Raw genomic sequence first — 25,489 nt, forward strand, 5'->3', positions numbered from 1 at the left:
GCGGCATCCTCGGTAGTGTTGGCCTCTAAACGGCCACTCTCCACAGGGCCGACACACAACAAGGAATGTATGCATGTGGCGTGAAATTGCCCCCGACCAGCGGTACAACGTGCAGGTCGATGGCCACAACCTCGTGGCCTATAGCTTTGGCGAAGGCGATGAGGTGTTGCTGTGCCTCAATGGCGGCCCCGGGCTGCCTTGCGACTACTTGCGCGACGCCCATGGCTGGCTCAAGGACAACGGCCTGCGAGTGGTTGCATTCGACCAGCTTGGCACGGGCGCTTCAGCCAGACCGACCGATGTTTCGCTGTGGGAAATCAGCCGTTATGTCGAAGAAGTCGAAACCGTGCGCCAGGCCCTTGGCCTTGGCCGCGTGCACTTGCTGGGGCATTCCTGGGGCGGATGGTTGGGCATCGAGTACGCCATTCACTACCCCGATGCGCTGAAAAGCCTGATTCTGGAAAACACCGTCGGCGACATTCCGCACCTGTCCCTCGAGCTGGAACGCCTGCGCGGCGCACTCGGTAGCGAAACCGTGGCGATGATGCAACGCCATGAAGCCATGGGCACCCTCGATCACCCGCAGTACCAGGCCGCCATCACCTTGCTCAACTACCGCCACGTCTGCCGCCTGGACGAATGGCCGGCGCCGGTCCAGCGTTCCCTCGGCGACTGGAACATGGGCCCCTACGAAACCATGCAGGGTCCCAACGAATTTCTCTACATCGGCAACCTCAAGGACTGGAACCGCATCCCCGAGATGGCCGAGTTCAAGATGCCGATACTGATCACCACCGGCCAGCACGACGAACTGACCCCGGCCTGCGCCATGCGCATGAAAAGCGCGGCCCGGCACGCCGAGCTGCACGTGTTCCCCAACAGCAGCCATATGCCGTTTTACGAAGAGCCCCAGGCATACTTCCCGGTGCTGCTGGACTTCCTCGCTCGTCATCGAGGCTGACGGATGAACCTGGCGCGTTACCGTTTTGTGCTGTCCCGGCCGCTGCAATTGCTGCCGGTGCTGTTTGGCATCAGCCTGATCACCTTTGTGCTGGTGCGCTCGATTCCCGGCGACCCGGCGCGGGCCCTGCTGGGTTCGCGCAGCACCCCGGACGCCTTGCTGAAGATCCGCGCCCAGTACGGCCTCGACCAGCCGCTGTGGCTGCAATATTTCTACTTCCTGAAAAACCTGCTCAAGGGCGACCTCGGCCAGTCACTGCTGTACAAGGTCGACGCGCTGAAACTGATCGTCACCCGCATCGAGCCGACCCTGTTCCTGGTGCTCGGCAGTGTGCTGCTGGCGCTGTTGATCGCCGTGCCGCTGGCCACCGTGGCCGCGCGTAATAAAGGTGGCTGGGCGGATAACCTGATCCGGCTGTTCACTACGGTGGGCCTGGGCATGCCGGCGTTCTGGCTGGGGTTGATGCTGATCCTGTTGCTCAGCGTGCAATGGGGCCTGTTCCCGGTCTCCGGGTATGGGCGCACCTGGCTGGACAAGGCGCACCACATGGTTCTGCCGTGCCTGACCATCGCCCTGGCGCTGTCGGCGGTGCTGGTGCGCAACCTGCGGGCGAGCATGTTGATGGAGTTGCAGGCTGACCACGTTACCGCCGCCCGGGCGCGCGGGTTGTCGGAGGCGGCGGTGTTTCGTCGTCATGTGCTGCCCAATTCCCTGGTGCCGGCGGTGAACCTGCTGGCGGTGAACATTGGCTGGCTGATCAGCGGCACGGTGGTGATCGAAAGCCTGTTTGCGATTCCCGGCATCGGCCAATTGCTGGTGCGCGGCATCTTCACCCGCGACTACATGGTGGTGCAGGGCGTGGCGATGGTGCTGGCCTGTGCCACCGTGCTGGTCAACTTTGTTGCCGATGTGGTGACGGTCACGCTGGACCCGCGAGTGAAGATGCAATGAGCAGCCGCCCATTGATCGCCCCATGGCGCCTGCGCCTGCGCTTTGGTTTTCGCAATGGCCGGCTGACGGCGGCCTGGGGCCTGTTGATTCTGCTGACATGGCTGGCGCTGGCCGTGTTCGCCCCCTGGATCGCACCCTTTGACCCGATTGCGCAAAACACCGACATCAGTTTGCTGGGTCCCAGCCAGGCCCATCCATTTGGCACGGACAACTACGGGCGAGACATCCTTTCGAGGGTGATCTGGGGCGCACGCATCGACCTGCAACTGGCGGTGGTCGGGGTGATCTTTCCGTTCCTGATCGGCACCTTCGTCGGTGCGGTGTCCGGCTACATCGGCGGGCGTTTCGACAGCTTCTGCATGCGGGTGATCGACGTGATCCTCGCGTTCCCTTTCCTGGTGCTGATGCTGGCGATCATGGCCATTCTCGGCCCGGGTTTGAAAAGCTTTTACATCGCCATGGCGCTGGTGGGCTGGGTGTCCTACGCGCGGCTGATCCGCTCGCAGATCCTGGTGCTCAAGGAAAGCGACTTCGCCCTGGCCGCCAAAAGCCTGGGCTTTGGCCATGGGCGCATTCTGTTCCGGCATTTGTTGCCCAACGCGATGTTCGGCTCGATTGTGTTCTCGATGTCTGACGCAGTGCTGGTGCTGCTCAACGGCGCAGCGGTCAGCTACCTCGGCCTGGGCGTACAACCGCCGACCGCCGAGTGGGGCACCATGGTTGCCGAAGGCCAGGCGTTCATCACTACCGCCTGGTGGATTTGCACCTTCCCGGGCCTGGCCATCGTGACCCTGGCCATGGGCTTCAGCCTGCTGGCCGATGGTGTGGCGCAAGTGCTGGGGGATCGCTCATGAGCCTGTTGCAGGTGCAGGACCTGAGCGTCATCGCCAATAACACCGGGCGCGACGTAACGTTGGTGGACCGGGTGTCGTTCGACCTGGCCGAAGGTGAAATCCTCGGCCTGGTGGGCGAAAGCGGTTCGGGCAAGACCATGGCCTGTCGCGGGCTGATGCGCTTGCTGCCGTCCCCGAGCCTGCGGGTGCAGGGCGGTTCGGTGCGCCTGGCGGGCCAGGACCTTCTGCAGCTGGATGACGCCGGCATGCGCGCGGTACGCGGTGGGCAACTTGGGATGATTTTCCAGAACCCCAGCAGCCACCTCGACCCGTTGATGCGCATCGGCGAGCAGATCGCCGAAGGCATCCGACTGCACCAGGGCGCGTCGAAAAAGGAGGCGCGCTTGCAGGCTATCGAAGTGCTGCGCCAGGTCGGCATTCCCGATCCCCAGGCGCGGATCGACAATTACCCCCACGAGTTTTCCGGCGGCATGCGCCAGCGGGCAATGATCGCGGTGGCCCTTGGCTGCAATCCCAAGGTGCTGATTGCCGACGAACCGACCACCGCCCTCGACGTGACCGTGCAAGCCCAGATTTTGCGGCTGTTGCTGGACCTGCGGGACCAGCGTGGCCTGTCGATCATCATGATCACTCACGACCTGGGCGTGGTGGCGCAAACCTGCGACTCCATCGCCGTGATGTACGCCGGGCGCCTGTGCGAACACGGCAGCAAATACGAGCTGCTGGCACACCCGCAACACCCTTACACCGCCGGCTTGATCGAGTGCCAGCCCGCCACCAGCAGCGGCCACGCCCTGTTGCGCACCATCGCCGGCCAACCGCCATTGCTCGACGCATTGCCCAAGGGCTGCCGGTTCAACCCGCGCTGCCCGCAAGTCGGCAGCTTGTGCACCGAGCTGCTGCCGGAAGGCGCGCGGGTGGCCTGTCACTATCCCCTGGGAGTTCGCCCATGACGTTGTTGCAGGTGAATGACCTTGAGGTGCGTTTTGCCGCCGCCGGCAGCGGCCTGTTCGGCCTGAATAAACAGTGGGTGAGGGCGGTCAACGGGGTGTCGTTGACCCTGGCCGCCGGTGAAACACTGGGTTTGGTGGGCGAGTCCGGCAGCGGCAAAAGCACATTGGGGAGGGCGATCCTGCACCTCAACCCCATCAGCGCCGGGCAGGTGGTGTTTGACGGCATCGACATGGCCCACGCCGGGCCGGTCGATATCGCCCGTTTGCGGCACGAGACGGCGATGATCTTCCAGGATCCCTACGCGGCCCTGAACCCGCGTCTTACCGTCGGCGAAACCATCGCCGAAGTCCTGCGGGTGCAGCGCAAGGTGGCGTCGGAAAACATCCCACGCCGGGTCGACGAATTACTCGATCTGGTAGGCCTGCGCCCCGAGCTTGCCAGCCGCAAGCCCGGCTCCCTGAGCGGCGGCCAGTGCCAGCGCGTCGGCATTGCCCGGGCGCTGGCGGTGGAGCCGCGGCTGATCATCGCCGACGAATGCGTGGCTGCCCTGGATGTGTCGATCCAGGGCCAGATCATCAACCTGCTGCTGGAACTGCAACAGCGCATGAACCTGGCGATCCTGTTTATCGCCCACGACCTGGCCATCGTCCGCCGCCTGTGTGATCGGGTGGCGGTGATGTACCTGGGGAAAATCGTCGAGGAAGGCCCGGTGGAGGCGGTGTTCACCACGCCCCGTCACCCCTACACGGCGGCGTTGATCCAGGCGATCCCGGAGATTGATCCGTACCGCCCGCTGCCCAGCGAGCCCTTGCCGGGCGAGCCACCCAGCCCGTTGAGACTGCCCAGCGGTTGCGCCTTTCACCCGCGTTGCCGACATGCACGCGCCGTGTGTGCCGAGGTATTGCCGCCGACTCACGTTGTGCAAACGCATCGGTACAGTTGCGTGCTTGAAGAACCTTTGCTTTGAACCCTTCCTGCCGATCATGAACAACCGCCGTTATAGACAAGGAGTTATGACATGCAATCCCGTCACTTGAAGTTGCTCGCCGCCGCCACACTCACCGCCTGGTCGCTGACCGCCGGTATTGCCCACGCCGCAGGTGTGCTGACCATCGGCTGCCGCGAAGACAGCACCACGTTTGACCCGATCAAAAGCGCGCAGAACCGCGACACCTGGGTATTCGCCAACGTCTACGACACCCTGGTGCGCGTGGACAACCTGGGCACTAAGATGGAACCGGGGCTGGCAGAAAGCTGGGACATTTCCAAGGACGGCCTGACGTACACCTTCAAGCTGCGTGCCGCGAAGTTCTCGGATGGCTCGCCGATCACCGCCGACGACGCTGCCTTCAGCCTGTTGCGCATCCGCGACAACAAGGCCTCGCTGTGGAGCGACCCGTTCAGCCTGATCAACACCGCCAAGGCCAGCGACCCGCAAACCCTGGTAGTGACCTTGAAAACCCCGGCGGTCGCCTTCCTCTCGCAACTGGCTTCGCCGACGGTGTCGATCCTGTCGGAAAAAGCCATGACCCAGATGGGCGAAGACGCCTACTCGGAAAACCCGGTGACCTCCGGCGCGTTCACCGTGGACGAGTGGCGCAAGGGCGATCGGGTGATCCTGAAGAAGAACCCGAACTTCTGGCAGGCCAGCAACGTCAGCCTGGATGGTGTGGAATGGGTCTCCGTCACCGACGACAACACGCGCATGCGCATGGTGCAGAACAATGAGCTGGACACGGCGATCTTCGTCCCGTTTTCCCGGGTTGAAGAGCTGAAAAAAGACAAGAACGTGGTGGTGCACTCTGATCCGTCCACCCGTGAAGATCACCTGTTGATCAACCACGCCCACGGCCTGCTGGCCAAGCCGGAAGTGCGCCAGGCGCTGGACATGGCCATCGATAAACAATCGCTGGTGAAAACCGCCACCTTCGGCCAGGGCACCGTGGCCTATTCCTACATCCCAAAAGGCTCGCTGTACCACTACGCCAACAACCTGCAACGCCCGTATGACCCGACCGAAGCCAAGAAGCTGCTGGCGGCTGCCGGCGCCCAGGATTTGAAGCTCAACTATGTGGTCAACGCCGGCAACGAAGCCGACGAGCAGATTGCGGTGATGATCAAGGATCAACTGGCCAAGGTCGGTGTGACGGCCAACCTGCAAAAGGTCGACCCGACCCAAAGCTGGCAGATGCTGGTGGACGGCGATTACGATATTTCGGTGATGTACTGGACCAACGACATCCTCGACCCGGACCAGAAGACCACCTTCGTGCTGGGCCACGACACCAATCAGAACTACATGACCCGCTACAAGAACGACAAAGTGAAGGACCTGGTGGCGGCCGCGCGGATCGAGGCGGATCCGGTCAAGCGTGAGCAGATGTATGTGGACCTGCAGAAAATGGCGAAACAGGATGTGAACTGGATCGACCTGTACTACAGCCCGTACATCAACATCTCACGCAAGAACGTGAGCAACTTCCTGCAAAACCCGTTGGGGCGCTTCACGCTTGAGGAAGTGGTGAAGAACTAAGTTCTAGAGATCACCGCAATACAAATGTGGGAGCGGGCTTGCTCGCGAAGGCGGTGGATCAGTCGATATCTCTGTTGACTGACACTCCGCCTTCGCGAGCAAGCCCGCTCCCACATTAGGTTGTACTGTGTTCCAGATACTTATTGCGCGTCAAACGCCTGCCCATTGATGCCGGTACTGTCCGGCCCCATCAGGTACAGGTACACCGGCATGATTTCCTCCGGTGTCGGGTTATCGGTCGGGTTCTCCCCTGGATACGCCTGGGCCCGCATGCTGGTGCGGGTGGCGCCTGGGTTGATGCTGTTGGCGCGCACCGGTGCGACATTATCCAGCTCGTCCGCCAGGGTTTGCATCAGGCCTTCGGTGGCAAACTTCGACACCCCGTAAGCCCCCCAATAAGCCCGGCCCTTGCGGCCCACGCTGCTTGAGGTGAACACCACCGACGCATCCTGGGACAGCTTGAGCAGCGGCAACAGCGTGCTGGTCAGCATGAACATCGCGTTGACGTTCACATGCATCACCCGCATGAAGTTCTCGCCGGACAACTGCTCGATCGGTGTGCGCGGGCCGATGATCGAGGCGTTGTGCAGCAAACCGTCGAGGTGGCCGAACTCCTTTTCGATCATCGCTGCCAGCTCATCGTATTGATGGGGCAGGGCGGTCTCCAGGTTGAACGGGATCACCACCGGCTGCGGCTGGCCGGCGGCTTCGATTTCGTCGTAGACCTGGGCCAGGTTGGCTTCGGTCTTGCCCAGCAGCAGCACGGTGGCGCCGTGGGCCGCATAGGTTTTGGCCGCCGCTGCGCCAATCCCGCGACCGGCGCCGGTGACCAGGATGACCCGGCCCTTGAGCAGTTCTGGACGTGCGGAGTAATCAAACATAAACAACCTCGACAAAGTTCACAGAAAATCCATGTGATTGATTGCGGCTAAGGCTGGCCAAGGCTTCTGTGGCGAGGGAGCTTGCTCCCGTTGGGTTGCGAAGCAGCCCCAGCTTTTCGCGACTGCTGCGCAGTCGAACGGGAGCAAGCTCCCTCGCCACAAAATTGCAGCAACCTCAGGCAGTCCCGATCAGCAGCTGCACAGCGCGCTGTCCAGCACTTTGCGCAATTCCAGCGGGTGATCCACCACCACATCGGCACCCCAGTTGCGCGGGTTGTCGTCCGGGTGGATATAGCCGTAGGTGACCGCCGCGGTACGAGTGCCGGCGTCGCGGCCCGACTCGATGTCCCGCAGGTCATCCCCCACGAACAGCACGCTGGCCGGGTCCAGGTCGAGCATCTTGCACGCCAGGATCAACGGTTCCGGGTCTGGCTTGCTGTTCTTCACGTGGTCCGGGCAGATCAGCAGCGCGGAGCGCTCGGCCAGGCCCAGCTGCTGCATGATCGGTTCGGCAAAGCGCAGTGGCTTGTTGGTGACCACGCCCCAGATCAGCCTGGATTTCTCGATATCCACCAGCAGCTCTTCCATGCCCTCGAACAGCTTGCTGTGGATCGCGCAGCCCTTGAGGTAACGCTCGAGGAATTCCTGGCGCAGCTCTTCAAAGCCCGGGGACTCGGGGTCCATGGAAAAGGTCACGGCGACCATCGCCCGGGCGCCGCCGGAGATTTCATCGCGGATGTGCTGGTCGTTGATCGGTGCCAGGCCGCGGTCAGCGCGCATGGCCTGGCAGATGGCGATAAAGTCTGGCGCGGTGTCCAGCAGGGTACCGTCCATGTCGAAAAGAACCGCTCGCAACTTCACAGGCTTACTCCTCGCGCAGGGTCTGGATCATGTAGTTGACGTCAACGTCGCTGGCCAGCTTGTAGTGCTTGGTCAGCGGGTTGTAGGTCAAGCCGATGATGTCCTTGACGGTCAGCCCGGCCTGACGGCTCCAGGCGCCCAGCTCGGAAGGGCGGATGAATTTCTTGAAGTCATGGGTGCCGCGGGGCAGCAGCTTCATGATGTATTCGGCACCGATGATCGCGAACAGGTACGCCTTCGGATTGCGGTTGATGGTGGAGAAGAACACCTGGCCACCGGGCTTGACCATGCGGAAGCAGGCGCGGATCACCGAGGACGGGTCCGGCACGTGCTCGAGCATTTCCAGGCAAGTGACCACGTCGAACTGCCCGGGCATCTCTTCGGCCAGCTCTTCGGCGGTGATCTGCCGGTATTCGACGTTCACGCCGGACTCCAGTTGGTGCAACTGGGCCACGGCCAATGGCGCTTCGCCCATGTCGATACCCATCACGGTGGCGCCGCGCTGGGCCATGGATTCACTGAGGATCCCGCCGCCGCAACCCACATCCAGTACCTTCTTGCCGGCCAGGTTGACGCGCTCGTCAATCCAGTTGACCCGCAGCGGGTTGATGTCGTGCAGGGGTTTGAACTCGCTTTCGCGGTCCCACCAGCGATGGGCGAGGGCTTCGAATTTGGCGATTTCAGCGTGGTCGACGTTGCTCATGGGGAATCCTCTAAATCTGATAAAACGTTTTGCCGGCCCTGGCATGCGTTGCCAGGGCGGGTGTTATTCGCTGTGTCCGCTGATGCGCTGGCCCCAGGCGATGGCCGTGGCGCACAACTGTTGTTCATCCAGGCGGGTCAGTTGCCGGTCGTCGAGCAATTGCTTGCCGCCGACCCAAAGGTGTTTCACACAATCGCGTCCGGTGGCATATATAAGCTGTGAGACCGGATCGTAGATCGGTTGTTGCGCCAGGCCCGACAGGTCGAAGGCCACGATGTCAGCGGCCTTGCCGACTTCCAGCGAGCCGATTTGACTTTCCAGGCCCATGGCCCGGGCGCCGTTGAGGGTGGCCATGCGCAGGGCGCGGTGGGCATCCAGGGCGGTGGCCGAGCCGGCGACGGCCTTGGCCAGCAGCGCGGCGGTGCGGGTCTCGCCCAGCAGGTCGAGGTCATTGTTGCTGGCCGCGCCGTCGGTGCCTACTGCCACATTGACGCCGGCTTGCCACAGGCGTTCCACCGGGCAGAAGCCGCTGGCCAGTTTCAGGTTGGATTCCGGGCAATGGATCACGCTGGTGTTGCTTTCTACCAGCAAAGTCAGGTCGTCATCGCTGATTTGGGTCATGTGAACGGCCTGGAAGCGCGGCCCCAGCAAACCCAGGCGGCCAAGCCGTGCCAGCGGGCGTTCACCACGCTGTTCAACGGACTGCTGCACTTCGAAGGCGGTTTCATGCACGTGCATGTGGATCGAGGCGTCCAGTTCCTCGGCGATCACCCGGATTTTTTCCAGGTTTTCATCGCAGACGGTGTACGGCGCGTGCGGGCCGAAGGTGATTTTGATCCGTGGGTGATGCTTGAGGTCGCCGAACAGCTCGACGCCCTGGCGAATCGCCTCGTCGGCGTCAGCAGCGCCGGGAATCGGGAAATCCAGGATCGGGATGGCGATTTGCGCACGCATGCCGCTGTTGTGCACGCGTTCGCTGGCGACTTTCGGGAAGAAGTACATGTCCGAGAAACACGTGATGCCGCCCTTGATCTGCTCGGCGATGGCCAGGTCAGTGCCGTCGCGGACGAAGGCTTCGTCGACCCACTTGGCCTCGGCGGGCCAGATGTGGTTTTCCAGCCAGGTCATCAGCGGCAGGTCGTCGGCCAGGCCGCGAAACAGCGTCATGGCCGCGTGGCCGTGGGCGTTGATCAGGCCGGGGCTGAGCAGCATGCCCGGCAGTTCACGCACTTCGCTCGCTGCGAGCTTCAAGGCCGCGGCGCGTGGGCCGATAAACGCAATGCACCCGTCACGAATGCCCAGGGCGTGCTCCTTGAGCACTACGCCGGCAGGCTCGACAGGTACCAGCCAGGTGGGCAGCAGCAATAAGTCGAGCGGGGCGGCAGTCGGTGTCATCGAGGGCAGTTTCCCAGGCATCTATAAAGAACGGCGAAGTATACCCGAGCGTCCTGGCTGGCGGATCGCTATAATCGGCGGCTTTTGTTCATGAGTGCGGGGTGAGGGATGCGCGATCGACTGTTGGCTGCGGAGAAAGTGAAGGCCATCGACTGGCGTGATGGCGCACTGTACCTGCTCGATCAGCGTATTTTGCCGTCTGTAGAAACCTGGGTCGCCTGCACCAGTGCTGCCGAGGTGGCCGAGGCCATTCGCACGATGGTGGTGCGCGGTGCGCCGGCCATTGGCATCAGTGCGGCGTATGGCCTGGTGCTAGCCGCTCGTGCCCACATCGCCGAGGGCGATGACTGGCAGGCCGCCTGGGAAGAGGACTACGCGCTGCTGGCGGATACCCGCCCGACCGCGTCGAATCTTTTCTGGGCCATGAAGCGCATGCGCGATTGCCTCGATCGCCTCAAGAAACACGCCGATCCGTTGAAGGTGCTGGAGGCCGAGGCGGTGGCGATTCACCAAAGTGATCGTGAAGCCAACCTGACCATGGCGCAGCTGGGTGTAGAGCTGATCCGCAAGCACCAGGGCAATGTCCAGGCGATCCTGACCCATGGCAATGCGGGTGCGCTGGCCACGGGCGGCGTGGGTACGGCACTCGGCGTGATTCGCGGGGCGTTTCTGGAAGGCATGGTGGAGCGGGTCTACGCCAACGAAACCCGGCCCTGGCTGCAAGGTTCGCGGCTGACGGCCTGGGAATTGGCCAATGAAGGCATTCCGGTCACCGTGAATGCCGATTCGGCTGGCGCGCATATTCTCAAGACCAAGGGCGTGACCTGGGTGATCGTCGGTGCCGACTGCATTGCGGCCAACGGTGACGTGGTCAGCAAGATCGGTACCTATCAGTTGGCGGTGTGCGCCATGCATCACGGCGTGCGTTTCATGGTGGTAGCGCCCAGCTCCACCATCGACCTGATGGCGACCAGCGGTGATGACGTGCCGCTTGAAGAGCGCGACGCCCGTGAACTGCTGGAAGTCGGCGGCACCCGCGTAGCTGCTGATGTAGACGCCTTCAACCCGGTGTTTGACGTGACGCCGGCGGACCTGATTGATGTGATCGTCACTGAAAAAGGCATCGTCGAACGCCCCGACACGGCGAAGTTGGCGCAGCTGATGTGTCGTAAACGCCTGCATTGAGGCAATTTGCCCGCAAAAATCCCCTTGGATCCAGCTCTAAGGCCCTCTCGTCGCCGTCAAGCCTGTCATCCGTCAACTTACTATGCTCCATGCGCATCAGGGGGATAGGTGCGTGGCGGCGATTGTGATAACATCCGGCGGTTTCCAGGGTCACCCCAAGGGGTAACCTTTAATGCGCAGATCCGTGTCATAACTCGTTGATTTGTCGTAAGTCGTTGCCAGGCATCATGCCGGCAGCGGCGAGCTTCGTTCGTCCCATAGGATGTGACGAGGTTTCACCCGAAAAAGGAATCAGGCTTCTCATGGGCGAACTGGCCAAAGAAATCCTCCCGGTCAATATCGAAGACGAGCTGAAACAGTCCTACCTCGACTACGCGATGAGCGTAATTGTCGGTCGGGCACTGCCTGATGCGCGCGATGGCTTGAAGCCCGTGCACAGGCGTGTGCTGTTCGCGATGAGCGAGCTGGGTAACGACTGGAACAAGCCGTACAAGAAATCTGCCCGTGTTGTCGGTGACGTGATCGGTAAGTATCACCCTCACGGCGACACTGCGGTGTACGACACCATCGTTCGGATGGCCCAGCCGTTTTCCCTGCGCTACCTGCTGGTAGACGGCCAGGGCAACTTCGGTTCGGTCGACGGCGACAACGCTGCGGCCATGCGATACACCGAAGTGCGCATGACCAAGCTGGCGCACGAGCTGCTGGCTGACCTGCACAAGGAAACCGTGGACTGGGTGCCGAACTACGACGGCACCGAAATGATCCCGGCGGTCATGCCGACCCGTATTCCCAACCTGTTGGTCAACGGCTCCAGCGGTATCGCCGTGGGCATGGCCACCAACATCCCGCCACACAACCTCGGTGAAGTCATCGACGGTTGCCTGGCCCTCATCGACAACCCCGAGCTGACCGTCGATGAGCTGATGCAGTACATCCCGGGTCCGGACTTCCCGACCGCCGCGATCATCAACGGTCGCGCCGGCATCATCGAAGCCTACCGTACCGGTCGCGGCCGCATTTACATGCGTGCCCGCTCGATCATCGAAGACATTGACAAGGTCGGTGGCCGCCAGCAGATCGTCATCACCGAACTCCCTTACCAGTTGAACAAGGCGCGTCTGATCGAGAAGATCGCCGAGCTGGTTAAAGAGAAGAAGCTGGAAGGCATCACCGAGCTGCGCGACGAGTCTGACAAGGACGGTATGCGCGTGGTGATCGAGCTGCGTCGTGGCGAAGTGCCTGAGGTGATCCTCAACAACCTCTACGCCCAGACCCAGCTGCAAAGCGTATTCGGTATCAACGTGGTAGCGCTGATCGACGGCCGCCCGCGCATCCTGAACCTCAAGGATCTGCTGGAAGCCTTCGTGCGTCACCGCCGCGAAGTGGTAACCCGCCGTACCGTATTCGAACTGCGCAAGGCCCGTGAACGCGGCCACATCCTGGAAGGCCAGGCTGTTGCGCTGTCGAACATCGACCCGGTCATCGCCCTGATCAAGGCTTCGCCGACGCCGTCGGAAGCCAAGGAAGCGCTGATCAAGATGCCGTGGGAATCCAGCGCCGTAGTAGCGATGGTGGAACGTGCCGGTGCCGATTCGTGCCGTCCGGAGACCCTGGACCCACAATACGGCCTGCGCGACGGCAAGTATTTCCTGTCCCCGGAACAGGCCCAGGCCATTCTGGAACTGCGTCTGCACCGTCTGACCGGCCTGGAACACGAGAAACTGCTGGCCGAGTACCAGGAGATCCTCAACCAGATCGGCGAGCTGATCCGCATCCTCAACAGCGCCGTGCGCCTGATGGAAGTGATCCGCGAAGAACTGGAAGTGATCCGCGCCGAATACGGCGATGTGCGCCGCACCGAGATTCTCGACGCCCGTCTCGACCTGACCCTGGGTGACATGATCCCGGAAGAGGATCGCGTCGTGACCATTTCCCACGGTGGCTATGCCAAGACCCAGCCTCTGGCGGCGTACCAGGCCCAGCGTCGTGGCGGTAAAGGCAAATCGGCTACCGGCGTCAAGGATGAGGACTACATCGCTCACCTGCTGGTTGCCAACAGCCACACCACGCTGCTGCTGTTCTCCAGCAAGGGCAAGGTGTACTGGCTGAAAACCTACGAAATCCCGGAAGCGTCCCGCGCTGCCCGTGGTCGTCCGCTGGTCAACCTGCTGCCGCTGGACAGTGATGAATACATCACCACCATGCTGCCGGTAGACGAGTACACCGAAGGTCACTTCATCTTCATGGCCACTGCGAAAGGCACCGTGAAGAAGACCCCGCTGGAATCCTTCAGCCGTCAACGCAGCGTGGGCCTGATCGCCCTCGAACTGGACGAAGGCGACGTATTGATCAGCGCGGCCATCACCGACGGCGAGCGTGAAGTCATGCTGTTCTCCGACGGCGGCAAGGTTACGCGCTTCAAGGAATCCGACGTTCGTGCCATGGGCCGTACCGCCCGCGGTGTGCGCGGCATGCGCCTGCCGGAAGGGCAGAAGCTGATTTCGATGCTGATCCCGGAAGAAGGCAGCGAGATCCTCACTGCATCGGCCCGCGGCTACGGCAAGCGTACGGCCATCAGCGAGTTCCCCGAGTACAAGCGTGGCGGCCAGGGCGTTATCGCCATGGTCAGCAACGATCGCAACGGCCGTCTGGTCGGCGCGGTCCAGGTGCTGGATGGTGAGGAAATCATGCTGATTTCCGACCAGGGCACCCTGGTACGTACCCGGGTTGATGAAGTGTCGAGCCTGGGGCGTAACACCCAGGGCGTGACCTTGATCAAGCTGGCCAGCGACGAAACGTTGGTAGGCCTGGAGCGTGTCCAGGAGCCATCGGAAGTCGAAGGCGAGGAGCTGGAAGGTGAAGAGGGGATTGCACTCGAGGGGCAAGTGATCGGCGATGCCGATGACGGCGTCGACGAGCCAACACTCGACGCTGCCGCAGACGAAGAAGAACCGCAGGAATAAGCGGACACACAGGGGGCGGATGAAGATTCGCCCCCTTGTTGTTTGTCCCGTTTGAAATACGACGCCGCGCCGCTCTTGTAGGAGCCGGCTTGCCGGCGATGGCATCAACTCGATTCAAGTGAAGCGCCGAGTCGTTTGCATCGCTGGCAAGCCAGCTCCTACAGGGTTCCGCGTTGCGGGATGTTGATTGCAGTCCCACCAGATCAGAGAGATTGGATGTGAGCAAGAGAGCCTATAACTTCTGTGCCGGTCCCGCGGCGCTTCCTGAAGCAGTCCTGCAGCGCGCGCAGGGTGAACTCCTCGACTGGCATGGAAAAGGCCTCTCCGTGATGGAAATGAGCCATCGCAGCGATGAGTTCGTGTCCATTGCCACCAAGGCCGAGCAGGATATGCGCGACTTGCTGGACATCCCGTCCGATTACAAAGTGCTGTTCCTGCAGGGTGGTGCGAGCCAGCAGTTCGCCCAGATCCCGCTGAACCTGCTGCCGGAAGACGGCACTGCGGACTATATCGACACCGGTATCTGGGGGCAGAAGGCCATTGAAGAGGCCTCCCGTTACGGTCACGTCAATGTGGCAGGCACGGCCAAGCCCTACGACTACTTCGCCATCCCCGGTCAGAACGAGTGGAAGCTGTCGAAAGACGCGGCCTATGTTCACTACGTGGCGAACGAAACCATCGGCGGCCTGGAGTTCGACTGGGTGCCGGAAGTGGGTGATGTCCCGCTGGTGTGCGACATGTCGTCGGACATCCTCTCGCGGCCTATCGATGTGTCCAAGTACGGCATGATCTACGCCGGTGCGCAGAAGAACATCGGCCCGAGCGGCATCCTGGTCAACATCATCCGTGAAGACCTACTGGGGCGTGCGCGCTCGCTGTGCCCGACCATGCTCAACTACAAGGTCGCGGCCGATAACGGCTCGATGTACAACACCCCGCCGGCCTTCGCCTGGTACCTGTCGGGCCTGGTGTTCGAATGGCTGAAAGAGCAGGGCGGTGTGGCTGCCATGGGCAAGCTCAACGAAGAGAAGAAACGTACCCTGTACGACTTCATCGACGCCAGCGGCCTGTACAGCAACCCGATCAACCTGACCGACCGTTCGTGGATGAACGTGCCGTTCCGCCTGGCGGATGATCGCCTGGACAAGCCTTTCCTCGCCGGCGCCGACGAGCGCGGCCTGTTGAACCTCAAGGGCCACCGTTCGGTAGGTGGCATGCGCGCCTCCATCTATAACGCTGTCGATATCCACGCCGTCAAGGCGCTGGTGGCTTACATGGCAGAGTTCGAAAAGGAACACGGCTAATGTCTGAGCAAGAACTCAAGGCCCTGCGCGTACGCATTGACAGCCTGGACGAGAAAGTCCTGGAGCTGATCAGTGAGCGCGCGCGGTGCGCCCAGGAAGTTGCACGGGTGAAGATGGCTTCCCTGGCTGAAGGCGAAGTGCCGGTGTTCTACCGTCCGGAGCGTGAAGCCCAGGTACTCAAGCGCGTGATGGAACGCAACAAGGGCCCGTTGGGCAACGAAGAGATGGCGCGGTTGTTCCGTGAAATCATGTCTTCGTGCCTGGCACTGGAGCAGCCGCTGAAAGTGGCTTACCTGGGCCCGGAAGGCACCTTCACTCAAGCCGCGGCCATGAAGCACTTCGGTCACGCGGTGATCAGCAAGCCAATGGCTGCGATCGACGAAGTGTTCCGTGAAGTGGCCGCCGGGGCGGTGAATTTTGGCGTGGTGCCGGTGGAAAACTCCACCGAAGGTGCCGTCAACCACACCCTCGACAGCTTCCTTGAGCACGACATGGTGATCTGCGGCGAAGTCGAGTTGCGTATTCACCACCACTTGCTGGTGGGCGAAAACACCAAGACCGACAGCATCAGCCGCATCTACTCCCACGCCCAGTCCCTGGCCCAGTGCCGCAAGTGGCTGGACGCGCACTACCCGAATGTGGAGCGCGTGGCGGTGTCCAGCAACGCCGAAGCGGCGAAGCGGGTCAAGGGTGAGTGGAATTCGGCGGCCATTGCCGGCGACATGGCCGCTGGCCTGTATGGCCTGACGCGCCTGGCCGAGAAAATCGAGGATCGCCCGGATAACTCCACGCGCTTCCTGATGATCGGCAGCCAGGAAGTGCCGCCGACCGGCGACGACAAGACGTCGATCATCGTCTCCATGAGCAACAAGCCCGGCGCGCTGCATGAGCTGCTGGTGCCGTTCCACGACAACGGGATTGACCTGACGCGAATCGAGACTCGTCCTTCGCGCAGCGGTAAATGGACTTATGTGTTCTTTATCGACTTCGTCGGCCATCACCGCGACCCTCTGGTCAAGGGTGTGCTCGAGAAAATCAGTCAGGAAGCCGTGGCACTCAAGGTGCTGGGCTCCTACCCGAAAGCGGTTTTGTGAGGCTTTAACATGAGTGGCAACTTCCTCGCCCTGGCACAGCCGGGCGTGCAACAACTGTCGCCTTACGTTCCGGGCAAGCCTGTGGACGAGCTGGCGCGCGAGTTGAATCTGGATCCGTCGAAGATCGTAAAGCTGGCCAGTAACGAAAACCCGATGGGCCCAAGCCCCAAGGTACTGGCTGCGATTCGTGAGGCGCTGGCCGAACTGACCCGTTATCCCGATGGTAACGGCTTTGAGCTCAAGTCCCTGCTGGCGAAAAACTGCCGCGTTGATATCAACCAGGTGACCCTGGGTAACGGCTCCAACGATATTCTGGAGCTGGTCGGCCGCGCCTATCTGGCGCCGGGCCTGAACGCGGTGTTCAGCGAGCACGCGTTTGCGGTCTATCCGATCGTCACTCAGGCCGTTGGCGCCGAGGCGCGTGTGATTCCTGCGAAAGACTGGGGTCATGACCTGCCAGCCATGCTGGCGGCCATCGATGGCAATACTCGTGTTGTGTTTATCGCCAATCCGAACAACCCGACCGGCACCTGGTTCAGCGCCGAGGTGCTGGATAACTTCCTGCAGGACGTGCCGGAGCATGTACTGGTGGTGCTGGACGAGGCGTACATCGAGTACGCCGAAGGCAGCGACTTGCCGGACGGCCTGGACTTCCTCGCGGCTTATCCGAACCTGCTGGTCTCGCGCACCTTCTCCAAGGCTTATGGCCTGGCGTCGCTGCGGGTCGGTTACGGCTTGTCCACTGCGGTGGTAGCCGATGTGTTGAACCGTGTGCGCCAGCCATTCAACGTCAACAGCCTCGCACTGGCGGCGGCTTGCGCTGCGGTGCAGGACGCCGAGTACCTGGAAGAAGGCCGTCGCCTCAACGAAAGCGGCATGCTGCAGTTGCAGGAAGGTTTCCGTGAGCTGGGCCTGGGCTGGATTCCGTCCAAGGGCAACTTCATCTGCGTCGACCTCGGCCAAGTGGCGGCTCCTGTGTTCCAGGGCTTGCTGCGCGAGGGTGTGATCGTGCGTCCGGTGGCCAATTACGGCATGCCGAACCACCTGCGCATCACCATCGGTCTGCCTGCTGAAAACAGCCGCTTCCTCGAAGCGCTGGCCAAGGTTCTGGCTCGTGGTTGATGTCACTGCATTGCAACCTGCTGTACCTATGATCGGTCGCCTGGTGGTGGTCGGTCTGGGATTGATCGGCGGCTCCTTTGCGAAGGGCCTGCGGGAAAGCGGCCTGTGTGGCGAAGTGGTCGGTGTGGACCTGGACCCGCAATCGCGCAAGTTGGCGGTGGAGTTGGGTGTGGTGGACCGTTGCGAGGCTGACCTCGCTGTAGCCTGCCAGGGCGCGGATGTCATTCAGCTGGCGGTGCCGATCCTGGCCATGGAGAAGTTGCTGGCGCTGTTGGCCGGCATGGATCTGGGCCAGGCAATCCTGACCGATGTCGGCAGTGCCAAGGGCAATGTGGTGCGTGCGGCGCGGCTGGCCTTTGGTGGCATGCCTGCGCGGTTTGTGCCTGGGCATCCGATTGCCGGGTCCGAGCAGAGCGGGGTGGAGGCGTCCAATGCGCAGCTGTTCCGTCGCCATAAAGTGATTCTGACACCGCTGGATGAAACCGATCCTGCGGCACTGGCCGTGGTGGATCGGCTCTGGCGCGAGCTGGGGGCGGATGTCGAGCATATGCAGGTCGAGCGCCACGATGAAGTGCTGGCAGCGACCAGCCATCTGCCGCATTTGCTCGCATTTGGCCTGGTGGATTCGCTGGCCAAGCGCAACGAGAACCTCGAGATTTTCCGCTACGCCGCCGGTGGTTTCCGCGACTTTACCCGGATCGCCGGTAGTGATCCGGTGATGTGGCACGACATCTTCCTTGCCAACCGCGATGCGGTGTTGCGCACCCTGGACACGTTCCGCAGCGACCTCGACGCCTTGCGCGACGCGGTCGATGCTGGCGACGGGCACCAGTTGTTGGGCGTGTTCACCCGTGCGCGGGTGGCACGGGAGCATTTCAGCAAGATTCTGGCGCGTCGGGCCTATATGGATGCTGCAGTAAACGCGGATGACCTGGTGTTTCTCGCCAGTCCCGGTGGCCGCTTGAGCGGGCAGATTCGCGTGCCTGGGGATAAGTCGATCTCCCATCGCTCGATCATGCTCGGTTCTCTGGCGGACGGTGTCACTGAGGTCGAAGGTTTTCTGGAGGGTGAGGACGCCCTGGCGACCTTGCAGGCGTTCCGCGACATGGGCGTGGTGATTGAAGGCCCGCACCATGGGCGCGTCACCATCCACGGGGTTGGCCTGCATGGCTTGAAGCCGGCGCCAGGTCCGATCTATCTCGGTAACTCCGGCACCTCCATGCGGTTGTTGTCCGGTTTGCTGGCGGCCCAGCGCTTCGACAGTGTGTTGACGGGTGACGCCTCGCTGTCCAAACGCCCGATGAATCGCGTGGCCAAGCCATTGCGCGAAATGGGTGCGGTGATCGAGACCGGGCCGGAAGGGCGTCCGCCGCTGACCATTCGTGGCGGCCAGGCACTCAAGGGGCTGACCTACGCATTGCCGATGGCCAGCGCTCAGGTCAAGTCCTGCCTGTTGTTGGCCGGGTTGTATGCCGAGGGTAAAACCTCGATTACCGAACCGGCGCCGACCCGCGACCATACCGAGCGGATGTTGCGTGGTTTTGGGTATCCGGTGGACGTGGCGGGCGCTACGGCTTCGGTCGAGTCGGGCCATGCGTTGACCGCGACCCATATTGAGGTGCCTGGGGATATTTCCTCCTCGGCGTTCTTTCTGGTGGCGGCTTCAATCGCCGAAGGCTCCGAGCTGTTGCTTGAACATGTGGGTATCAATCCGACCCGTACCGGCGTGATCGATATCCTGCGACTGATGGGCGCGGACATCACCTTGGAAAACCAACGGGAAGTGGGGGGTGAGCCGGTCGCTGATTTGCGTGTTCGTGCGGCGCCGTTGAAGGGGATCGAGATTCCTGAAGCCCTGGTCCCGCTGGCTATCGATGAGTTCCCGGTGTTGTTCGTGGCTGCGGCGTGCGCCGAAGGCCGGACGGTATTGCGTGGGGCAGAGGAGCTGCGGGTCAAGGAGTCCGACCGGATCCAGGTCATGGCCGACGGTCTGCTTGCGCTGGGCGTGAAGTGTGAACCGACACCTGATGGGATTATTATCGATGGTGGCGTGATCGGCGGTGGTGAAGTCCACGCCCATGGCGATCACCGGATTGCCATGGCCTTCAGCGTGGCTTCCCTGCGAGCGGCTGCGCCGATTCGTATCCATGACTGCGCCAACGTGGCTACGTCTTTTCCGAATTTTCTTACACTGTGTGCCCAAGTCGGCATCCGTGTTGCCCAAGAGGCTCAATTGTGAATATCAAAGCACCGGTGATTACCATCGACGGGCCAAGTGGCTCGGGCAAGGGCACGATCGCCGGCATCCTGGCCAAGCGCCTGGGCTGGTGCCTGCTGGATTCCGGGGCGCTATACCGCTTGCTGGCCTTTGCCGCCCGCAACCATGGCGTCGACCTGACCAACGAAGAATCGCTGAAGCTGCTGGCTGCGCATCTTGACGTGCAGTTCGTCGGGGCGACCGAAGGTCATCCCCAGCGCATCATCCTGGAAGGGGACGATGTGACCGACGACCTGCGCAACGAGCAGGTCGGCTCCTGGGCTTCCCAGGTCGCCGCATTGCCGGCGGTGCGCGATGCTTTGCTGCAGCGCCAGCGGGCTTTCCAGGAACCGCCGGGTCTGGTGGCCGATGGCCGCGACATGGGCACGGTGGTCTTCCCCGAGGCGCCGCTGAAGATTTTCCTCACGGCCAGCGCCGAGGAGCGGGCCCGTCGCCGTTACTTGCAGTTGAAGGGCAAAGTCGATGGTGTTAGTCTGTCGAGTCTGCTAGATGAGATCCGTGCACGCGATGAGCGTGATACCCAGCGTGCGGTAGCCCCGCTCAAGCCGGCGGCTGACGCCATACAGCTGGATTCCACGGAGTTGTCCATCGAGCAGGTGCTGGAACGCATCTTGAGTGAAATCGCCATTCGCGATATCGCCGGGTGACCAAGAAGGCCGCAGGGGACCAGTCATAGTCCTGTGGTGCTTCTTTTAATTGAAACTGACCCACACCGTCTGGGGTGTGGAGATGGGCGTATTCTTCGCCCTTATCAACAGGAATTAAAATGAGCGAAAGCTTTGCGGAACTCTTTGAAGAAAGCCTAAAAACCCTGAACCTTCAGGCAGGCTCCATCATCACCGGTGTTATCGTTGATATCGATTACCAAGCTCGCTGGGTAACCGTTCACGCTGGTCTGAAGTCTGAAGCTCTGATCCCGCTGGAACAGTTCTACAACGATGCTGGTGACCTGACTATCAATGTCGGTGACGAAGTTCACGTTGCTCTGGACTCGGTTGAAGACGGTTTCGGTGAAACCAAGCTGTCCCGTGAAAAAGCCAAGCGCGCTGAATGCTGGATTGTTCTCGAAGCAGCCTTCGCAGCTGAAGAAGTGGTCAAGGGCGTTATCAACGGTAAGGTTAAAGGCGGCTTCACTGTCGACGTTAACGGCATCCGTGCGTTCCTGCCAGGTTCTTTGGTCGACGTTCGTCCTGTGCGCGACACCACGCACCTGGAAGGCAAGGAACTCGAATTCAAGGTCATCAAGCTCGACCAGAAGCGCAACAACGTTGTCGTTTCCCGTCGCAGCGTCCTGGAAGCAGAGAACTCCGCCGAGCGTGAAGCTCTGCTGGAATCCCTGCAGGAAGGCCAACAAGTCAAAGGTATCGTCAAAAACCTCACCGATTACGGCGCATTCGTCGATCTGGGTGGCGTCGATGGCCTGCTGCACATTACCGACATGGCTTGGAAGCGTATCAAGCATCCATCGGAAATCGTCAACGTTGGCGACGAGATCGATGTCAAGGTTCTGAAGTACGATCGTGAGCGCAACCGTGTCTCCCTGGGCTTGAAGCAGCTGGGCGAAGATCCATGGGTCGCTATCAAGGCTCGTTACCCAGAAAGCACTCGCGTCACCGCGCGTGTTACCAACCTGACCGACTACGGCTGCTTCGCAGAGCTGGAAGAAGGCGTGGAAGGCCTGGTACACGTTTCCGAAATGGACTGGACCAACAAGAACATCCACCCTTCGAAAGTCGTACAAGTCGGCGACGAAGTGGAAGTTATGGTTCTGGACATCGACGAAGAGCGTCGTCGTATCTCCCTCGGCATCAAGCAGTGCAAATCTAACCCATGGGAAGATTTCTCTGGCCAGTTCAACAAGGGCGATAAAATCTCCGGCACCATCAAGTCGATCACCGATTTCGGTATCTTCATTGGTCTGGACGGCGGCATCGACGGTCTGGTTCACCTGTCCGACATCTCCTGGAACGAAGTTGGCGAAGAAGCTGTTCGTCGTTTCAAGAAGGGCGACGAGCTGGACACCGTTATCCTGTCGGTTGACCCAGAGCGCGAGCGCATCTCCCTGGGTATCAAGCAACTGGAAAGCGATCCGTTCTCCGAGTACGTTCAAGAGAACGACAAAGGCGCAATCGTTAAAGGCATCGTGAAGGAAGTTGACGCTAAAGGCGCCATCATCACTCTGGCCGACGATATCGAAGCGACTCTGAAAGCCTCCGAAATCAGCCGTGACCGCGTTGAAGACGCGCGCAACGTTCTGAAAGAAGGCGAAGAAGTAGAAGCCAAGATCATCAGCGTTGACCGCAAGAGCCGCGTAATCCAGCTCTCCATCAAGTCGAAAGACGATGCTGAAGAGAAAGAAGCCATCCAGAGCCTGCGCGACAAGCCAGCTACCTCTGAGCCTTCTGCTGGTCCTACCACTCTGGGCGACCTGCTGCGTGCACAAATGGAAAAGCAGAACTAAGTTCTGTCAGACCATAGAAAAAGGGCGACTTCGGTCGCCCTTTTTTGTGCCTGGGATTTAGTGTTGTGCGCAACGTCGCCTTGGTGTTCTGCGGTTGGAGCGCCGTCGTCGCGCTGGCAGCGCGTTCGCGCTTATAGGCTCTATCTGGCAGCGATCGCGCTGGAGTGCCTCCAGTGAGACTGAGCGAGAGCTGGCTGTCGTGGTGCGCAATGCCAACTCTCTTCGAGTTGCACCCCAAGTCTTTGAATATAAGTCAATACATGGGCTGTTCAAATTCCTCCGGTCATGCTAAAACCTTCGAAGCGCTTTTCCTAGCTGCTTGAAAAAGAAGGGAAAAATATGACGAAGTCGGAGTTGATCGAACGAATTGTCACCCATCAAGGGCTGCTCTCATCCAAGGATGTGGAGCTGGCCATCAAGACCATGCTTGAGCAGATGTCCCAATGTCTGGCTACCGGCGATCGGATTGAAATTCGTGGGTTTGGTAGCTTCTCGCTGCACTATCGTGCGCCTCGTGTGGGTCGCAACCCAAAAACCGGGCAGTCCGTCAGCCTCGATGGCAAGTTCGTGCCTCATTTCAAGCCGGGCAAGGAATTGCGCGATCGGGTGAACGAAGACGAAGAAGAAAGCGTCTGAGTGTTTTTGGGGTAGGAGAAGGTTATGCGTGGGGTTAAGCGCGTTGTTCTGGTGCTGGCTATGCTAATTGTCGTGCTGGCAGTGTTGGGGTTCGTGCTGGAAAACCAGCAGGGCGCGTCTCTTTCATTCCTGGGCTGGGTGACCGGGCAGATGCCGGTGTCGGTGTTTGTGGTCGTGGCCTTGATAATTGGAATGCTGCTGGGACCACTGTTTAGTGTCATCGTTGGGTGGGGCCGACGTCAAAAGTCCATGCCCGCAAGGCGTGGGTAGAGGCTCAATGGTTATTGTGTCACTCGCGAGCCGTTCGTCGGATTTTTCTGGTGCGGTGCGCATCGGTTACGTCGAGTGATCGGCATGTGGTAAGTCCGGCGATACCACTGACTATTGTTTCGCGGCTACGAAATTTGCTTTTCTGCCCTTTTCGGACGGCCTATATAAGGGTTGCCCCTATCTGTGTAGGAAGGCTCCTACAGATATGTCAAGACTTGTAATATGTCAGTGAGATGGCAAAATGGAATCTGTTCTCGATAACAGGCATTTTGTGCGCTAAAGTCCGGCAGCGACGCTGGGTTTTTTCGGCCATATAACTAAAATAAAAATACACAATCTTGTCTGCATAACGAGCCCGCAGTTTCTCTTTGAAGGCAGGTTTTTGTTGTGAGTAGTAGCTTCCGTGCTCCCCCGGTTCGATCGTCCGACGAAATTGATTTTGTGCGACTTTTCGCGTCTGTCTGGCAACAAAAAAAACTTCTGCTTTTCGTCACTCTCGGGGCGGGATTGATTGCGGCGTCCTACGCATTTTTAGCTGCCCCTGTATATAAGGTCAGCACGGTTTTGCGGCCTGCGGCGATTAATGATTTGGATGCGCTAAATCGAACAGAGATATATCAGCTTCCTCCGGCTGACGCGCTCCTCAAAGTGGGCGCAGCGCTCGACTCTTATGATACGCGCCTGAGCTATTTCAAGAAAAATCAGAAGCTTTTCGAGAAATTTGTTCGTCCTGGGCAGACTCTGGAGCAGAGTTTTCAGGAGTTCAATCATGACTCTATTCGTTTGATTCTTCCTGATGCAGATAAGAAAAACTCGCTGAGTTCCTACATCAAGCTCGAGATGATGTATCCGAAAGGCGTCGACGGCGTCTCTATTCTTAATGGCTTTGTCGACTACGCTATCGAAAGTGAGCGCGAACGCGTCACGGCTGATTTGAATGTGATCGTTAAAAACCGTTTGAGGGAGCTTAAAGGCAAGCTCGATTCGGCTCGCTCAAACTACGATATTGAAAAAGAAGCCAAAATAGCGTCATTGCGAGAAGCTGACTCGTTGAAACGCGCGCAATTGCAGGATGAGTTGAAGGCGCTGCGTTCGCAGTTGAAAACCTTGCGTAGCGACCGTATTGCTCAGCTGAATGAGGCTATAGGGATTGCCCGTTCCCTGGGCATTCAAAAGCCGGCTACGCCTTCTTCACTTGGTGAATCGGCCGTGACGAACGCTGGTAGCGTGATGCGTACGGAGGTGAACAACCAGCAGATCCCACTTTATTTTATGGGGGTAGATGCGCTTAAGGCTGAGCTTGCTGCATTGCAGTCACGCAAGTCGGATGATTTTACCGAGTCGCGCATCGCTCAAATCGCCAAGGAACTTCAGTTGCTCGCATCCAACCGAGAGATTGAGGTCCTGGATGCTCGAAAAAATGAAGATATCTTTCTTGCGGGCGTTCAACCGTTGAGAACAGAAATTTTCCGTTTGAGTAGCCTGAATATCGACCTGGCGAAGCTGCGGCTGGTGAGTATTGACCAGCAGGCCCTTGAGCCGTTGGTTCCGTCGAGTCCGAATCGTCCATTGATCATTTTTCTTGGCCTGCTCCTGGGGGCGATTGTCGCGATTGGTATTGCGTTGGTCAGGCAGGGGTTACGTGCTGTTCGCGACAATGCAGAACGCGATGGGCACGAGCCGGCAGGCTCACTTCTCCATTCGGTCGCTCAGTTGGATCGGCAACAAGAGCCTGGCAATAAGTTAAACCGAAAATAACTCCAAGGCCGTGAAGCTTTTGGCTTCACGCGTTTTCCCCTCGGGGCCGTATTTCTTGCTTTCATACGGAACCTGCATTACGTGCTTGCGCAACTGTGAACCGCCGAGGGGCATTCCTGGGTGGTTTCTCGGCTATCAAAAGTTACTAAGACTTTGCGTCGAGTCTTCATGGCGTTTCGGCATTTGATCTTTGTTTACTTGTGCGGGCGTCAAGCGTCCTGCACAGGTTTGTATTGTTGGTTTAATAGTTGATGGTGCACCGCCTAATACGGTTTGATGTGGATTTTTATGTGCGGTCTCCAGGTTAATGGCTTATGGCTAG

At 60.2% G+C, this 25,489-nt stretch carries 21 protein-coding genes; 17 read left to right on the forward strand and 4 right to left on the reverse strand.

Annotated features, from left to right (window positions below; translation table 11 throughout):
- The first annotated feature begins 73 nt into the window (after positions 1-73).
- The 6 genes from HX805_RS21030 to HX805_RS21055 are packed head-to-tail and all read left to right on the forward strand — an operon-like array spanning position 74 to position 6,253.
- Positions 74-961, forward strand: a complete 888-nt coding sequence (locus HX805_RS21030) for a proline iminopeptidase-family hydrolase (protein WP_008437674.1) — start codon at positions 74-76, stop codon at positions 959-961.
- A 3-nt stretch (positions 962-964) separates the two neighbouring features.
- Positions 965-1,912: an ABC transporter permease gene (locus HX805_RS21035; protein WP_003218838.1), complete on the forward strand. Its 948-nt coding sequence runs from the start codon at positions 965-967 to the stop codon at positions 1,910-1,912.
- Positions 1,909-2,766 (forward strand): ABC transporter permease, encoded by an 858-nt coding sequence (locus HX805_RS21040; RefSeq protein WP_003218837.1) that lies wholly within the window; start codon positions 1,909-1,911, stop codon positions 2,764-2,766. The genes HX805_RS21035 and HX805_RS21040 overlap by 4 nt, the downstream gene beginning before the upstream one ends.
- The gene (locus tag HX805_RS21045) at positions 2,763-3,719 is read left to right on the forward strand and encodes an ABC transporter ATP-binding protein (protein ID WP_102368420.1); all 957 of its coding nucleotides are present in this window, start codon (positions 2,763-2,765) and stop codon (positions 3,717-3,719) included. The genes HX805_RS21040 and HX805_RS21045 overlap by 4 nt, the downstream gene beginning before the upstream one ends.
- Positions 3,716-4,687, forward strand: a complete 972-nt coding sequence (locus HX805_RS21050) for an ABC transporter ATP-binding protein (RefSeq protein WP_177117286.1) — start codon at positions 3,716-3,718, stop codon at positions 4,685-4,687. Before HX805_RS21045 ends, HX805_RS21050 begins: the two co-directional genes overlap by 4 nt.
- Before the next feature lie 51 nt (positions 4,688-4,738).
- Positions 4,739-6,253 carry an ABC transporter substrate-binding protein gene (locus HX805_RS21055; protein WP_134325978.1) on the forward strand — a complete coding sequence of 505 codons (1,515 nt, stop codon included), beginning with the start codon at positions 4,739-4,741 and terminating at the stop codon, positions 6,251-6,253.
- A 140-nt stretch (positions 6,254-6,393) separates the two neighbouring features.
- Here the strand turns inward: HX805_RS21055 and HX805_RS21060 are convergent, their stop codons facing one another.
- From HX805_RS21060 to HX805_RS21075, 4 genes are all read right to left on the reverse strand, one after another.
- The gene (locus HX805_RS21060; protein WP_003218829.1) at positions 6,394-7,134 is read right to left on the reverse strand and encodes a YciK family oxidoreductase; all 741 of its coding nucleotides are present in this window, start codon (positions 7,132-7,134) and stop codon (positions 6,394-6,396) included.
- A 189-nt stretch (positions 7,135-7,323) separates the two neighbouring features.
- On the reverse strand, positions 7,324-7,995 hold the full coding sequence (gene mupP / locus HX805_RS21065; RefSeq protein ID WP_003218827.1) for an N-acetylmuramic acid 6-phosphate phosphatase MupP: 672 nt from the start codon (positions 7,993-7,995) through the stop codon (positions 7,324-7,326).
- Between the two features lie 4 nt (positions 7,996-7,999).
- Entirely contained in the window at positions 8,000-8,698 is a 699-nt protein-coding gene (gene ubiG, locus HX805_RS21070) for a bifunctional 2-polyprenyl-6-hydroxyphenol methylase/3-demethylubiquinol 3-O-methyltransferase UbiG (RefSeq protein WP_003218825.1), read from the reverse strand.
- Between the two features lie 63 nt (positions 8,699-8,761).
- On the reverse strand, positions 8,762-10,093 hold the full coding sequence (locus tag HX805_RS21075) for a TRZ/ATZ family hydrolase (RefSeq protein ID WP_003218823.1): 1,332 nt from the start codon (positions 10,091-10,093) through the stop codon (positions 8,762-8,764).
- Positions 10,094-10,201: 108 nt separating this feature from the next.
- On the opposite strand from HX805_RS21075, the gene mtnA reads away from it, so the two are divergent.
- From mtnA to HX805_RS21130, 11 genes are all read left to right on the forward strand, one after another.
- Positions 10,202-11,278, forward strand: coding sequence for an S-methyl-5-thioribose-1-phosphate isomerase (mtnA, locus tag HX805_RS21080; RefSeq protein ID WP_177040075.1), 1,077 nt, complete (start codon positions 10,202-10,204; stop codon positions 11,276-11,278).
- A 302-nt stretch (positions 11,279-11,580) separates the two neighbouring features.
- Positions 11,581-14,244: a DNA gyrase subunit A gene (gene gyrA, locus HX805_RS21085; protein ID WP_003218817.1), complete on the forward strand. Its 2,664-nt coding sequence runs from the start codon at positions 11,581-11,583 to the stop codon at positions 14,242-14,244.
- Positions 14,245-14,462: 218 nt separating this feature from the next.
- Positions 14,463-15,548 carry a 3-phosphoserine/phosphohydroxythreonine transaminase gene (gene serC, locus HX805_RS21090; RefSeq protein ID WP_076017292.1) on the forward strand — a complete coding sequence of 362 codons (1,086 nt, stop codon included), beginning with the start codon at positions 14,463-14,465 and terminating at the stop codon, positions 15,546-15,548.
- A complete protein-coding gene (pheA, locus tag HX805_RS21095; RefSeq protein WP_003218812.1) occupies positions 15,548-16,642 on the forward strand; it encodes a prephenate dehydratase in 1,095 nt (364 codons plus the stop codon). The genes serC and pheA overlap by 1 nt, the downstream gene beginning before the upstream one ends.
- A gap of 9 nt (positions 16,643-16,651) precedes the next feature.
- The gene (gene hisC, locus HX805_RS21100; protein ID WP_003218810.1) at positions 16,652-17,764 is read left to right on the forward strand and encodes a histidinol-phosphate transaminase; all 1,113 of its coding nucleotides are present in this window, start codon (positions 16,652-16,654) and stop codon (positions 17,762-17,764) included.
- Between the two features lie 28 nt (positions 17,765-17,792).
- Entirely contained in the window at positions 17,793-20,003 is a 2,211-nt protein-coding gene (locus HX805_RS21105) for a bifunctional prephenate dehydrogenase/3-phosphoshikimate 1-carboxyvinyltransferase (protein WP_256348250.1), read from the forward strand.
- Positions 20,000-20,689 (forward strand): (d)CMP kinase, encoded by a 690-nt coding sequence (gene cmk / locus HX805_RS21110; RefSeq protein ID WP_003172653.1) that lies wholly within the window; start codon positions 20,000-20,002, stop codon positions 20,687-20,689. Before HX805_RS21105 ends, cmk begins: the two co-directional genes overlap by 4 nt.
- A 119-nt stretch (positions 20,690-20,808) precedes the next feature.
- Positions 20,809-22,503 (forward strand): 30S ribosomal protein S1, encoded by a 1,695-nt coding sequence (gene rpsA / locus HX805_RS21115; RefSeq protein WP_003218806.1) that lies wholly within the window; start codon positions 20,809-20,811, stop codon positions 22,501-22,503.
- A 339-nt stretch (positions 22,504-22,842) separates the two neighbouring features.
- Entirely contained in the window at positions 22,843-23,139 is a 297-nt protein-coding gene (ihfB, locus tag HX805_RS21120; RefSeq protein WP_008437689.1) for an integration host factor subunit beta, read from the forward strand.
- A 24-nt stretch (positions 23,140-23,163) separates the two neighbouring features.
- Positions 23,164-23,409: a lipopolysaccharide assembly protein LapA domain-containing protein gene (locus tag HX805_RS21125; protein WP_008437692.1), complete on the forward strand. Its 246-nt coding sequence runs from the start codon at positions 23,164-23,166 to the stop codon at positions 23,407-23,409.
- Between the two features lie 387 nt (positions 23,410-23,796).
- A complete protein-coding gene (locus tag HX805_RS21130; protein WP_177117288.1) occupies positions 23,797-25,167 on the forward strand; it encodes a Wzz/FepE/Etk N-terminal domain-containing protein in 1,371 nt (456 codons plus the stop codon).
- The last annotated feature ends 322 nt before the right edge of the window (positions 25,168-25,489 follow it).

This window comes from Pseudomonas sp. G5001 (genome assembly GCF_013385475.1).
In the GTDB taxonomy this organism is placed as follows: Bacteria; Pseudomonadota; Gammaproteobacteria; order Pseudomonadales; family Pseudomonadaceae; genus Aquipseudomonas.

What these genes read in the sequence shown, in the direction of transcription:
- HX805_RS21075 (WP_003218823.1), bottom strand. Translation starts at nt 10,093, where the DNA reads ATGACACCGACTGCCGCCCCGCTCGACTTATTGCTGCTGCCCACCTGG.
- rpsA (WP_003218806.1), top strand. Translation starts at nt 20,809, where the DNA reads ATGAGCGAAAGCTTTGCGGAACTCTTTGAAGAAAGCCTAAAAACCCTG.
- HX805_RS21125 (WP_008437692.1), top strand. Translation starts at nt 23,164, where the DNA reads ATGCGTGGGGTTAAGCGCGTTGTTCTGGTGCTGGCTATGCTAATTGTC.
- hisC (WP_003218810.1), top strand. Translation starts at nt 16,652, where the DNA reads ATGAGTGGCAACTTCCTCGCCCTGGCACAGCCGGGCGTGCAACAACTG.
- HX805_RS21030 (WP_008437674.1), top strand. Translation starts at nt 74, where the DNA reads ATGTGGCGTGAAATTGCCCCCGACCAGCGGTACAACGTGCAGGTCGAT.
- mtnA (WP_177040075.1), top strand. Translation starts at nt 10,202, where the DNA reads ATGCGCGATCGACTGTTGGCTGCGGAGAAAGTGAAGGCCATCGACTGG.
- HX805_RS21050 (WP_177117286.1), top strand. Translation starts at nt 3,716, where the DNA reads ATGACGTTGTTGCAGGTGAATGACCTTGAGGTGCGTTTTGCCGCCGCC.
- gyrA (WP_003218817.1), top strand. Translation starts at nt 11,581, where the DNA reads ATGGGCGAACTGGCCAAAGAAATCCTCCCGGTCAATATCGAAGACGAG.
- HX805_RS21105 (WP_256348250.1), top strand. Translation starts at nt 17,793, where the DNA reads ATGATCGGTCGCCTGGTGGTGGTCGGTCTGGGATTGATCGGCGGCTCC.
- HX805_RS21045 (WP_102368420.1), top strand. Translation starts at nt 2,763, where the DNA reads ATGAGCCTGTTGCAGGTGCAGGACCTGAGCGTCATCGCCAATAACACC.
- HX805_RS21035 (WP_003218838.1), top strand. Translation starts at nt 965, where the DNA reads ATGAACCTGGCGCGTTACCGTTTTGTGCTGTCCCGGCCGCTGCAATTG.
- ubiG (WP_003218825.1), bottom strand. Translation starts at nt 8,698, where the DNA reads ATGAGCAACGTCGACCACGCTGAAATCGCCAAATTCGAAGCCCTCGCC.
- HX805_RS21040 (WP_003218837.1), top strand. Translation starts at nt 1,909, where the DNA reads ATGAGCAGCCGCCCATTGATCGCCCCATGGCGCCTGCGCCTGCGCTTT.
- HX805_RS21055 (WP_134325978.1), top strand. Translation starts at nt 4,739, where the DNA reads ATGCAATCCCGTCACTTGAAGTTGCTCGCCGCCGCCACACTCACCGCC.
- pheA (WP_003218812.1), top strand. Translation starts at nt 15,548, where the DNA reads ATGTCTGAGCAAGAACTCAAGGCCCTGCGCGTACGCATTGACAGCCTG.
- ihfB (WP_008437689.1), top strand. Translation starts at nt 22,843, where the DNA reads ATGACGAAGTCGGAGTTGATCGAACGAATTGTCACCCATCAAGGGCTG.
- HX805_RS21060 (WP_003218829.1), bottom strand. Translation starts at nt 7,134, where the DNA reads ATGTTTGATTACTCCGCACGTCCAGAACTGCTCAAGGGCCGGGTCATC.